The 12,422-nt window shown below is 52.8% G+C and carries 10 protein-coding genes; all 10 read right to left on the bottom strand.

What is annotated here, in order from left to right; genetic code table 11:
- Positions 1-77: 77 nt before the first annotated feature.
- Positions 78-1,325 (bottom strand): DegT/DnrJ/EryC1/StrS family aminotransferase, encoded by a 1,248-nt coding sequence (locus CCC32_RS12415; RefSeq protein WP_044065130.1) that lies wholly within the window; start codon positions 1,323-1,325, stop codon positions 78-80.
- A 19-nt stretch (positions 1,326-1,344) separates the two neighbouring features.
- Positions 1,345-2,313, bottom strand: a complete 969-nt coding sequence (locus CCC32_RS12410; protein ID WP_287074898.1) for a GNAT family N-acetyltransferase — start codon at positions 2,311-2,313, stop codon at positions 1,345-1,347.
- A gap of 5 nt (positions 2,314-2,318) precedes the next feature.
- Positions 2,319-2,732, bottom strand: a complete 414-nt coding sequence (locus CCC32_RS12405) for a sugar 3,4-ketoisomerase (RefSeq protein WP_022317541.1) — start codon at positions 2,730-2,732, stop codon at positions 2,319-2,321.
- A gap of 137 nt (positions 2,733-2,869) precedes the next feature.
- Positions 2,870-4,051, bottom strand: coding sequence for a formate-dependent phosphoribosylglycinamide formyltransferase (purT, locus tag CCC32_RS12400; RefSeq protein WP_287074895.1), 1,182 nt, complete (start codon positions 4,049-4,051; stop codon positions 2,870-2,872).
- A gap of 195 nt (positions 4,052-4,246) precedes the next feature.
- Positions 4,247-5,395, bottom strand: coding sequence for a dTDP-glucose 4,6-dehydratase (gene rfbB, locus CCC32_RS12395; RefSeq protein ID WP_287074893.1), 1,149 nt, complete (start codon positions 5,393-5,395; stop codon positions 4,247-4,249).
- A gap of 128 nt (positions 5,396-5,523) precedes the next feature.
- A complete protein-coding gene (locus tag CCC32_RS12390) occupies positions 5,524-6,012 on the bottom strand; it encodes a metallophosphoesterase family protein (RefSeq protein WP_022317544.1) in 489 nt (162 codons plus the stop codon).
- A gap of 10 nt (positions 6,013-6,022) precedes the next feature.
- Positions 6,023-6,655 (bottom strand): cytidylate kinase-like family protein, encoded by a 633-nt coding sequence (locus CCC32_RS12385; RefSeq protein WP_044065134.1) that lies wholly within the window; start codon positions 6,653-6,655, stop codon positions 6,023-6,025.
- A 32-nt stretch (positions 6,656-6,687) separates the two neighbouring features.
- On the bottom strand, positions 6,688-8,061 hold the full coding sequence (locus tag CCC32_RS12380) for an MATE family efflux transporter (RefSeq protein ID WP_287074891.1): 1,374 nt from the start codon (positions 8,059-8,061) through the stop codon (positions 6,688-6,690).
- Between the two features lie 163 nt (positions 8,062-8,224).
- On the bottom strand, positions 8,225-10,282 hold the full coding sequence (porE, locus tag CCC32_RS12375; RefSeq protein WP_278839669.1) for a PorE family type IX secretion system protein: 2,058 nt from the start codon (positions 10,280-10,282) through the stop codon (positions 8,225-8,227).
- A 136-nt stretch (positions 10,283-10,418) separates the two neighbouring features.
- A partial coding sequence (locus CCC32_RS12370) for a DNA topoisomerase 3 (RefSeq protein WP_287074889.1) occupies positions 10,419-12,422 on the bottom strand: 2,004 nt, incomplete at its 5' end.

The following is a 12,422-nucleotide window of genomic DNA, read 5'->3' as shown; positions in this document are numbered from 1 at the left end:
CGCCGGATAAAAAGGTGGGTTGTTTTGTATTGCCACTGAGTGGTATGGTGTATGGCCTTGTCTTGCCGCCGGTGAGGTCAGACACGGAAATCGTTTATCAACCGTATTATTCTCTCCACATCGTCTTCAGTCATGGTCTGGTTGCAGGGCAGACTCAGTTCCTCGTTGTGGATAAGTTCCGTGACGGGCAGTCCGCCGTCGGGCAAAACCAGACAGCCCTTGCAGTCAGCCTTCAGCCCGACAGCATCAGTTGTTATCCCTGCATTATCAGCCGTCATCCCTGCATTATGATTTGTCACCCCTGCATCATCTGCAGATGCCGGCGAGGCATAGCAATTCTGCCGGTGGGGCGGAATGGGGTAGTGTATCATCGTCTGCACGCCGTTGCTGAGGAGATATTCCTGCAGGGCATTGCGCTTTTCGGATAGGATGGGGAAGATGTGGAAGACACTGTTGGAATGGAAATCCGGCGAAGGCACTCTTACCAGAGGATTGTTTATGCCCTCAATCAACCGTAGCGCCACTTGGCGGCGCCGCCCGTTGTCGGTGTCGAGATGGCGCAGCTTCACGTCGAGCACGGCAGCCTGCACCTCGTCTAACCGGGAGTTGCGGCCACAGTGGTCGAACACGTATTTGCGTGACGAACCATAGTTGCCCAGCGACCGTATCATCTCCGCCAGCATGTCGTCGTTGCAGGTTACGGCTCCCGCATCGCCCAACGCTCCGAGATTCTTGCCCGGATAGAAACTGTGGCCTGCGGCATCGCCCAGACCTCCCGTGCGTCTGCCGTAGAGGGGATTGTCGGTGGCAGTCTCCCGATACAGGCATCCGTGAGCTTGGGCATTGTCTTCTATCAGTTTCAGGTGATGCTTGCGGCAGATGTCACCGATGTGGTCGGTATAGGCACATCTGCCGTAGAGATGCACTATCATTATCGCCTTGGTGCGCGGTGTTATGGCTTGTTCTATCAGCGAATCGTCAATCTGCAGAGTGTCGAGGCGCGGTTCCACGAGCACCGCCTTCAGACCATTCTCCGTTATGGCGAGGATGGATGCCACAAAGGTGTTGGCAGGCACTATCACTTCGTCGCCGTCATTCATCACTCCCATTTCTTTGTATGCACGGAATATCAGCGTCAGCGCGTCGAGTCCGTTGCCGCAGCCTATGGCGTGACGGGTGCCGATATATCGGGCATAGTCGTTTTCAAACCGTTCAGTCTCCTTGCCGTGCAGATACCATCCGCCAGCCACCACGCCGGCAACTGCCTGCTGTATCTCGTCAGCATGCTGGGCTGTTATGTCTTTTAGGTCTAAGTATTTTATCATGAGAATGAAGTGATGATTATTATTGTTTGCTTTCGAAACTGTATTTCAGCGTCACCCCGCATCCGATGCTCTCCTTGAATTCGCAGAGACCGAAATTTGGCACTCCGCATTCCGTGGATATGCCGATGTCGAGGATGCGCAGTCCGGCGTCGTGGTAATGCTTGAACACGCAGTAGGTGATCATGTTCATGGGGCGCAGGGCGGAATATTCTCTTATGTCACCCCAGTATACCACCTGGGCAATGTTTCTGGAAACCCGGAACACTTGAGCCGCTGCCACGTCGTTGCCGCCATGTTCGAGCACGAAGAAATCGGCGCTTACCACTCTGCTCACCGTCTGCCACACCTGTTCGAGAGTCATTCTGAGCGGAAAGCCGCGTTCCTCCCTGTTGCGGCGGATAACGTTGTAGGCACGCTCCACATCGCTCCTCTTGCCGCTGTCGAGCTTCACGAAGCAGAAGTCCTGCCGTAAGGCACGGTTGAGGTTCTTTTTGGCATTGCGTTCCATGTGGCAGGAGTAGTCGTCCATGCGGCTGAGGTCGAAGTGATAGTTCAGGTCCACCCACCTCGTTGACAGGTGCGAAGACAGGATGTTGGTCCATTTCGACAGCAGCGTAGTGTCGTAGACCAGTGCCGGCGGCGTGATGATGAGTTTCTTTCCCATCCGGCAGGCATAGTCGGCAACCAGTCTTGCAGCCTCGTCCATATAGTCGAGTCTCAGCGTGTCGCACTGTGTGAATCCGCCGAAAGGAGCAGAGAAAGGCGATGCCAGCGAGTCGGCACGCTCACCGAGGATGATGCCGAAACGCGGTTTTGTATTGCCGATGGAGAGATATCTTATCCGTTCCACCTTCTCTCTGTTCAGTTCGCAGAAGGCAACGCTGTTGTAGACATACTCAGAGGGGTATGTCTTGTCGTATTCTTCAGCCGACAGTTCCTTTATCTCCATACACATAGCCTTATCTTCATACACATTGTGTGATGTCACGTTAATCAGTCTTTTACTCCCTTGTATTTCAGGAATTCCTCGTAGTCGTAGATATAGTCCTCTGGTTCATAAACCTCTGATGCAAGCACGAGGCATACGGCTCCAGAAGAGAAATCGTCGAGCGTTCGCCAGATGCCCGTCTCTATCACCAGTCCCTGGTATGGGTGGTTGAGCAGGAAAGTGCGGCGCTCCGTGCCGTCGTCGAGGGTAACAGTGAAGCTGCCGCTGAGAGCTATTATCAGCTGCTTCAGCTTCTTGTGTGCGTGTCCGCCACGGCTTTCGCCTCCCGGCACGTCGTAAACCCAGTATGCCCTCGATATCTTGAACGGTATCTGGTTGTATTCCTCCACCACGGATAGATTTCCGCGGCGGTCCTCAATCTTGGGGATGTCGATAATCTTTGCTTCAGAAACTTTCATTATTGTATGTTTTTTAGTTGACGAGTTGACGAGCAGGCAAGTTTGCAAGCCAGACGATCTGGCAAGGTCCATTTTGTGTTTCTATAGGAAACGGCAGGTTTGCTTAGCGGGTTGTCGGCGGTCAGTCAGGTCCACATCTATTTCTCCATATACGGGTCAGTTCCGAGCACTGTGGCAGCCAGACGCTTAGCCTTGTCGCGGAGCGGAGTAGTATCGTCGTCCTTGTCGCCATAACACAACACTACACCCATGCGTCTGCCCACCAGCTGATGCTCTTTGCCGAAGATGCGCAGACGGGTATAGTCTTCGCTTACGGCGTCGGTCATATTGTATGCCGGTGCATCGTCGGTTTCCTCCTTGCCGAGAACCACGGCGCTTGCTCCGGCATGCTCCAGATGGATGGCAGGTATTGGCAATCCCATAACGGCACGGAAGTGGAGCTCAAACTCGTTCAGGTTCAGGGTGTGTCCCAAGGTCACCATTCCTGTGTCGTGAGGACGCGGAGAGAGTTCGGAGAATATCACTTCACCCTGTTTCGTAAGGAAGAATTCCACTCCCCAGATGCCGGCGCCGGTGAGAGCCGCAGTGACCTTTGCTGCCATGTCTTCAGCCTTTTTCAGTTCGTCGGCAGGCAGACAGAACGGTTGCCAGCTCTCTCTGTAGTCGCCGCCTTTCTGCACGTGGCCGATAGGAGGGCAGAACAGGGTGGGACCGTTCTTTTGTGTCACGGTGAGCAGCGTGAACTCACTGTCGAAATGTATGAACTCCTCGATGATTATCTCCTTCACGTCGCCGCGGCTGCCTTCCATGGCTGCGTTGAAAGCCATCTCCAGTTCATCGGCGCTCTTCACGATGCTTTGTCCGTGGCCAGACGACGACATCAGCGGCTTTACTACGCATGGGAAACCGATTTCCTTTGAGTGAGCCTTCAGTTCATCGAGAGTCTTGGCGTAGAAATACTTCGCCGTGCGCAGTCCCAGTTCTTTGGCTGCCAGATCGCGGATAGCCTTGCGGTTCATGGTGTAGTTCACCGCCTTGGCGCTCGGCACCACCTGTATGCCATTGCTCTCATAGTCGAAGAGTCTCTCAGTGCGTATCGCTTCTATCTCAGGCACGATGATATCCGGTTTGTGTCTGTCCACTACGTTGTCGAGGGCTTTGCCGTCGAGCATGTTGAACACTTCTGCTTCGTCTGCCACCTGCATGGCAGGGGCATTAGGATAGCGGTCGCAGGCTATGACATACTGTCCTGCACGTTTTGCTGCGATTACAAACTCCTTTCCAAGTTCTCCGGATCCTAACAATAGTATCTTCTTCATTTTCTTTATCTTCTTTGGGTTTGTGTGAAATTTTCGGGGATTGTCAGTCATGTCTTTTCCTTTCCCCTTCTTTTGTAGCCGTCTTGCCGTCCGGTTGTTGTGACCGGTCGCCATTATGCGGTGATGTTATGACAGTGCATTGGTTCTTCGTCTTTATGACAGAACGTTTGTCGGTCGTCGTTGTTACCGGTCGGCTTATCTGTTGCCGTACATCTGTTCGTAATATTTCTGGTAGTCGCCGCTTGTCACTTCGGCAATCCAGTCCTGATGTTCGAGGTTCCATTTGATGGTCTTCACGATGCCGTCGGCAAACATCGTTTCCGGATACCATCCCAGTTCCTCCTTTATCTTGGTAGGGTCGATGGCGTAGCGCTGGTCGTGGCCCAGTCTGTCGGCAACGAATGTGATGAGTTCGTCGTTTATCCAGCTGATGTCGATGTCGCCGTTGGCGTCCTTCACCTGTTTCTTCAGTATGTTGCGCAGGTTCTTGTCGGCAGCCATCATGTCGTGGATTGTCTTGATGGTGAGTTTCACAATGTTGATGTTTGTCATCTCGTTGTGGCCGCCCACATTATATACCTCACCTTCGCGTCCCTGGTGCACCACGAGGTCGATTGCCTTGCAGTGGTCTTCAACGTAGAGCCAGTCGCGCACGTTGTCGCCCTTGCCATATACCGGGAGTTTCTTTCCCTCCAGGATGTTGTTGATGATCAGCGGAATGAGCTTTTCAGGGAAGTGGTATGGTCCGTAGTTGTTGGAGCATCTTGTGATAGAGGTCGGCATGTGGTAGGTGTCGTGGTATGCCATCACTATCATGTCGGCACTTGTCTTAGAAGCACTGTAGGGGCTGTGAGGACAGAGAGGCGTCTTCTCGGTGAAGAATCCGTCTTTGCCAAGCGAACCATACACCTCGTCGGTGCTCACCTGATGGTAGCGCTTGCCAGTCTTCCAGGTGGGGTATCCTGTGGCATCCTTTCCCGTCACCCAAGCACGGCGCGCCGCGTCGAGCAGGTTCTGTGTGCCTAAGATGTTTGTTTCGAGGAAGAGCTGCGGGTTCTCGATAGAGCGGTCCACATGGCTCTCGGCAGCGAAGTTCACCACATAGTCTATATCGTATTCAGTGAAGAGCCTGTCGGCAAGTTCGCGGTCGCGGATGTCGCCGCGCACGAAGATGCAACGGTCGTTGTCGATGTCATCCTTTATAGTTCCGAGATTTCCTGCGTATGTAAGCAGGTCGAGCACTATCACCTTTATTTCTTCATTCTTGTATTTGCGGTGAAGCAGATACTTGATGTAGTTGGCGCCGATGAAACCGGCAGCTCCTGTTACTAAATAGGTTTTCATGTTATGTTTTTTTTGTTGTTTTTTTTCTTTGAGTGGGCTGGATTTTCTAGTTCTTCTAGATCTTCTAGACCTTCTAGCTTTTCTAGTTTTTTCTAGATATAGATTATCCGGCTGTGTTTTCAGCCAGTTTATGCCAGAGTTATCACTTCGCAGTCTTTGAATTTGTTGCCGTCGATGGTGAGCCTCACTATGGTGCGCTCCTTGTGCCATCCCTGCAGACCTGCCGCACCGGGATTGATGTGGAGCAGACCGAGCGTCTTGTCGTATTTCACTTTCAGAATATGACTGTGGCCGCTGATGAACAGTTGAGGCGGCATGGCGTAGATTTGCGAGCGTATGCTGCTGTCGTAGTTGCCGGGATAGCCGCCGATATGCTTCATCAGCACGTCAACGTCTTCGCATTTGAACCTCAGCTTCTCTTTATACATCAGCCTCAGGTCACCGCCGTCGCAGTTGCCGCATACCGCCCTGAAGGTTCTGAATTCAGCAAGTCTCTCAGCCACCTCTGTCGAACCGATGTCGCCGGCATGCCATATTTCGTCGCAGGGCTCGAAATACTTTAGATATTTGTCGTCCCAATATCCGTGGGTATCGCTTATTATTCCTATCTTTTTCACTTCCTGCCCCTCATCCTATGTGTAGCACCTTCTCGATGAACTCCTTGATATAAGCCTCCGTGCCTTCGATTCCGAGCAGTGAGGTGTTTACACACAAGTCATACGACGAGCTGTCGCCCCATTTCTTTCCCGTATAATAATTATAATATGTGGAACGTGATTTCTCTCCGTTCTCTATAATCTTCAGTGCTTCATTCTCTTGGCATTCCTTGCGCTTGCGGATTTCGCTGATGCGGTCTTCTATTGATGCCGTGATGAAGATGTTCACCACATTCTCGTAGTCTCTGAGCACATAGTCGGCGCATCTGCCCACGAAGACACACGACCCCTCGTCGGCCAATTTGCGTATCGTATCGCTCTGCATCTTGAAGAGTCCCTCTTGCGAGAAGTCGTTGTCGTAGAAGCTGCCGTCGCCAACGAATGGCGTGTGCATGTGAAACAGCGAATGGAAGAAACCCTTCTGTTCGTCGTTCTGCTCGAAGAATTTCTCACAGAATCCACTCTCTTTTGCTGCTATGGTGAGTAGCTCCCTGTCGTAGAACCCACATTTGAAGTCGTCGGCAAGCATCTTGGCTATTATGCGTCCGCCGCTGCCGATCTGTCGTCCCACGTTTATTATAATGTTCTTTTTTATATTATCCATGTCTTCTATGCGTTTTTATATTATCCATGTCTTCAATGCTTTTCGTTTGCCATTGATAAATTATGTTGTTTCTTGAATTTCTTCATGTATGTATACATCATCACCACAGCCACTATCTCCGCTATGGTGTCGGAGATAGGCATCGACCACCACACACCGTCGACTCCCATGAACGTGGGCAGTATGAGCAGCATGGGGAAAAGGAACAGCATCTGTCTCGACAGCGAGAGGAACATGCTTATCTTTGCCTTTCCGATGCTCTGGAAGAAGTTTGTTATCACCATCTGCGATCCCACGAGCATGAATGCCGCCATCATTATCCTCAGTCCGTTTACAGAGAGGTCGATGAGCTGCTGGTCGGTGGTGAAGAGTCGTGCGCAAGGCCCGGGTATCAGTTCAGCCACGAGGAATCCAATCGTTGTGATTACCGTTCCGGCTATTGTGGCGAGGCTGAGCACACGCATCAGTCTGTCGAGCTTCTGCGCTCCGTAGTTGTATCCGGCTATGGGCTGCATACCCTGTGTCAGTCCCATGTTCACCATCACGAAGATGAAGCACACCTTGTTGGCTATGCCGTAGGCACCCACGGCGAGGTCGCCGCTATACATGAGCAGTCCCTTGTTGATGAATATCACCACGATACACGCACACACGTTCATCGAGAACGGTGAGAGTCCGATGGCGAGTATGTTTTTCACGATTGCCTTCTTCAGTCCGTATATTCCGCGTTTCAGATGCAGCAGTTCGTTCTTGTTGCTGAATATGTGCATCTGCCACACCAGTGCCAGTATCTGCGAGAGGATTGTGGCATAGGCTGCACCCTGTATTCCCATGTTCAGTGGATAGATGAATATAGGGTCGAGTATGGTGTTGAGCACCACGGTGAATATCGTGGCATACATTGCCTGGCGGGGTTTCCCGGATGCTCTGAGCACGGCGTTCATTCCGAAATACATGTGGGAGAACACGTTTCCCAGCAACACTATCACCATATAGTCTTTGGCATAGGGCAGAGTCTGTTCGCTTGCACCGAAGAAATAAAGGATAGGGTCGAGAAACAGCAGCGAAACGATGCTGAATGCCAGTCCGATGATGAGGTTCAGCGTCACGGTGTTTCCCAATACCCTCTGTGCCGTGTTGTAGTCTTTCTGTCCGAGTTTCACTGAGATGCACGTTGATGCTCCCACACCTACGCCGGCTCCGAAAGCCGCTCCCAGGTTCATGAACGGGAAGGTGAGTGCCAGTCCGCTGATGGCCATCGGTCCCACTCCCTGTCCGATGAAAATGCTGTCCACCATATTATAAAGCGATGATGCCGTCATCGCGATTATGGCAGGCAGTGAATATTGCATGAGCAGTTTGCCCACAGGCTTGTTGCCTAATTCTAATGTTGCTTTGTTGTTCATTGTCTTCTTTTGATTGTTGTAATGTCATGAAGTCATCCCATGATACATTCCCGTAATGGGGGGAGAACATCATTAAGCTCCAACCGGTCATTATGCCGTCAGATGCAGATGACCCTATTTGGGTCGGGCAGCATTCCTTGCTGTTCCGTTGCTTGCTGTCCCGTCATTCAATCAGGAAGATGTCTTCGTTGCCATTGGCGTCTGTGTCGTCTTCTTTCTCTTTAGGCTTCGGCGGATTCTTCAGCTGTCCGTTTTCGTCAAACATGCCGTAGGTGGTTCTCAGCACGATGAATTCCGTTCTTCTGTTCAGCTGGTTGCAGATTTCCTGTTTCTCCTTGTCGAGTTTCTTTATGAATTCCTCGGTGAGCACGTCGCCCTCTTTGAGCCATGTGTATTTCTCGGTGAGTTTCTTCCTTATCGTCTTAGGCTTCATCTTGCCGTATCCCACAGGTGTGAGCCTCTTGGCACTCACACCCTTGGCGATGAGATATCTCACCACGCTTTCAGCCCTTCGCTGCGACAGTTTCTTGTTGTAGGCCTCGCTGCCCTTGTAGTCGCAGTGTGCGCTCAGCTCTATCGTCACGTTCGGGTTCTCCTGCAGCAGTTTCACGAGTTCGTCGAGAGCCGTTTCCGATTCCTTGCGCAGCGATGACTTGTCGAAGTCGTAGAAGATGTTGTCGATGAGCACCGGCACACGGATTGATGCCAGCGGGAACTGCAGCACGTGGTCTTCCGACTCCGCAGTGGGCTTGATGCTAATCTCCTCTTTGTGGTTCAGGAATCCCTTGCAGGTGGCGAGCAGCACGTAGTCCACTCCCGGTTCCACCACTTCGGTGAACGATCCGTCGCCTTTCACGCTGAGCTTTTTGTTCGTGCCGTCGTTGCCCACGAGATACACCTGTGCGTCGGGCAGTTCATATCCTTCCATCTCATACACCCATCCCGTGACGGTCTGTATTATCTCCGGTTTCTCAAAGCTGTAGATATGGTCCCAGCCGCGTCCGTCGCCTCTGTTTGACGAGAAGAATCCCCTGTTGTGTGCTCCCTCGAAAGTCATTCCGAAGTCGTCGCCCTGGGAGTTCAGCGGATATCCCGGATGTTCCAGTATGATTTTCTTTCCGCTCTTGTCCGTCTTGGCGATGAAGATGTCGAGACCGCCCAGACCCGGATGTCCGTTGCTTGAGAAATAGAGGTCACCGTTTGGTCGGAATGTAGGAAACATCTCGTCTCCCGCCGTGTTGATGGGCTCGCCCAGATTTTCCACTCCTCCCAGTCCTGCCGCCGTGATTCTCACTCTCCAGATGTCGAGTCCGCCCTTTCCTCCCGGCATGTCGGAAGTGAAGTAGAGCCATTCTCCGTCTGGCGACACTGCGGGGTGGGCGAAGCTCGACAGCGTGTCGCGTGTTATCTCCAGCTTCGTTGCCTTTCCCCATGCCGCGTCAGCACGGTTTGATGTGGCTATCGTGGCATATCTGGGGTAGGAGGGGTCGCTCACGCATTGGGTGAGATACATCACCCTCTGGTCTGGCGAGAAGCAGCATGCACCCTCGTCAAACTCTGTGTTGAGTCCCGATGTGATGGTCTGCGGCCGTCCCCATTTTCCTTTGTCGTCTTTCTGCGAATAGAAGATGTCGCCGTTTTTCGTTCCCGTTATTCCGCTCAGTTCGTCGCCCTCCGCCTCGTTGCGTGTAGAGGTGAAGAACAGCTGTTCATACTGGTCTCCGCAGAACATCGGCGAGAAGTCGGCACGTCGTGAATTGAATATGTCCATCTTCTTCACTATATATCTCGATCCCGCATCCTTTGCAGCCTTTGCCGTGCGTGCCGACTGCAGTCCGTCTTTCGCCAGCTGGTTGTCTGGCATGGAGTCGAGCACCAGAAGGAATTCCTTCTCCGCCTCCTTGTAGTTGGCGTCTTTTAGCAGCGCACGTGCGAAATCGAGATGCGTCTGCAGACTGTCGGCGCCGTATCTGATGGCGTTGCGGTAGGCGGCGATAGCCTTCCCGTTGGAGTTTATGCGGTTGTAGCAGTATGCCATGCGCATGGCATAGAGACCCCTTGCCGTCCTGTCCTTGGGTTTCGATTTGGAGTATGCCTGTTTGTATTGGGCCGCAGCGTCGAAGTATTCGCCAAGAGCGAGAAATTTCTCACCCTTCTTGAAGTTGCGGTCGGCGCCACAGGAGGCGAGAACAGCCACGAGAACAGCCAATGCCGCCCACATCTTCAATCCCGGATAGTGATGAGGCTGACGGGGCATTGCGTTGCTTTTTGATTTCCTTGATATATTGTTCATGCTTATTCCTTAATAATATAAGAAAAAACTCAAACTTGCCGTTTTTATTGTGCAATCGGCAGCTTTATTGTTCGAAAGGCAGTCTGAAAGAACATCCCTCTTTCCATCTGCTGCATCCGTATGCTGTCTTTCCCTTTATCACCACGCCTTTGCCACACACCGGACATACGTCGCCCGGTTTCACTCCGGTTGCGTCACCTGGCTTGGCTGCAGACTTCGTTGCCGTCGTAGCTTTAGGTTTGGCGGCAGTTTTCCGCTTGGTCTTCTTTTTCAGGTCCTCTTCAGTGAGAATCGTGACGCGTCGGTTGGAGTTGTCGCTCAACACGTCGTGTACGATGGTGGCAATCTGCTCCTTCAGTTCGCTGATAAACTGAGCCGGGTCGTAAGTCTTGTGCTCTATGTCGCGCAGTTTCTTCTCCCATATTCCCGTCAGCTCACAGCTCTTGAGCAGTTCCTCCTTGATGAGGTCGATGAGTTCGATGCCTGTAGCCGTAGCCACGAGGTTCTTTCTCTCCCTTCGGATATAGTGCCTCTTGAACAGCGTCTCTATGATGCCTGCCCTCGACGATGGTCTGCCGATGCCGTTCTCCTTGAGCGCTGCCCGCAGTTCCTCGTTGTCAACGAACTTTCCTGCCGTTTCCATTGCCCTGAGCAGCGTTGCCTCGGTGTAGTATTTCGGCGGTGTGGTCCATTTCTCCGTCAGCGTAGGCGTGTGTTCTCCGCTCTCGCCCTTTTCGAATGCCGGCAGCGTGCGCTCCTCGTCCTGCGGCTTGGCGTCGCCGTCGTCTGCAGTCTGCCTGTCGGCAGCGTCCTTGGCATACACCGCCCTCCATCCCGGATCGAGAATCAGTTTTCCGGAGGCTTTGAATTCTATGCCGTCCACATCGCCCATCACCGTTGTAGTGGCGAACTTGCAGTCTGGATAGAACACGCTGATGAAGCGCCTGGCTATCAGGTCGTAGACGTGGCGTTCCATGTCGGTGAGTCCCTGTGCCGGCACTCCGGTGGGTATTATGGCGTGGTGGTCGGTCACTTTGCTCGTGTCGAACACCTTTTTCGACTTCTTCAGCGGTTTTCCCCTCAGTGCCGTGAGGAGCTGGTCGTAGCCCTTTATGCCGTTCAGTATTCCTCCGCATTTGGGATAGATGTCGTCGCTCAGATATTGTGTGTCCACACGGGGGTATGTAGTCAGCTTGCGCTCATAGAGAGTCTGTATTATCTTCAGCGTCATGTCGGCGCTCATGCCGAATTTGCGGTTGCAGTCCACCTGCAACGAGGTGAGGTCGTAGAGGTGTGGCGGTGCTTCTGTGCCGCGTTTCTTCTGCACGTCGGTTACGGTGAACGGTTTTCCCTCTATCGTGGCAAACGCCTGTTCTCCCTCCTCCTTGGTGGTGAATTTTCCTTTCGTAGCCGTGAACGTGGTGTCGCGGTATATCGTGGCGAGCACCCAGTAAGGCTCCGGTTCAAAGTTGTCAATCTCCTTTTGCCTGTTCACTATCAGCGCCAGCGTTGGTGTCTGCACTCGTCCTATCGACAGCACCTGCCTGTTCTGCCCGTATTTCAGCGTGTACAGGCGGGTGGCGTTCATTCCCAATATCCAGTCGCCGATGGCACGGCTCAGTCCGGCGAGATACAGCGGCTGGTAGTCGTCCTGCGGCTTCAGGTTGCCGAATCCCTCGCGAATCGCCTCGTCGGTCATCGATGATATCCAGAGGCGCTTCACCGGACATTTCGCGTTGGCCTTCTGCATCACCCATCGCTGAATCAGCTCACCCTCCTGTCCGGCGTCGCCGCAGTTTATGATGCCGTCGGCATTCTGCATCAGTTTCTCGATGACAGAGAACTGCTTTGCTATTCCCTTGTCGTCGATGAGCTTTATGCCGAAGCGTTGTGGAATCATGGGCAGCGCCGCCAGGCTCCACCGCTTCCATAGGGCGGTGTAGTCTTCAGGTTCCTTCAGCGTGCACAGGTGTCCGAAGGTCCACGTCACTTGGTATCCGTTGCCCTCCATATATCCGTCGTGTGCGCTGTTGGCTCCGATAATCTTGGCGATGTCCTTTGCCACGCT

Source organism: Prevotella sp. LMAG:51 (genome assembly GCF_008680225.1).
Classification (GTDB): Bacteria; Bacteroidota; Bacteroidia; order Bacteroidales; family Bacteroidaceae; genus Prevotella; species Prevotella pectinovora.
This window is presented reverse-complemented; position numbering and strand designations above follow the sequence as displayed.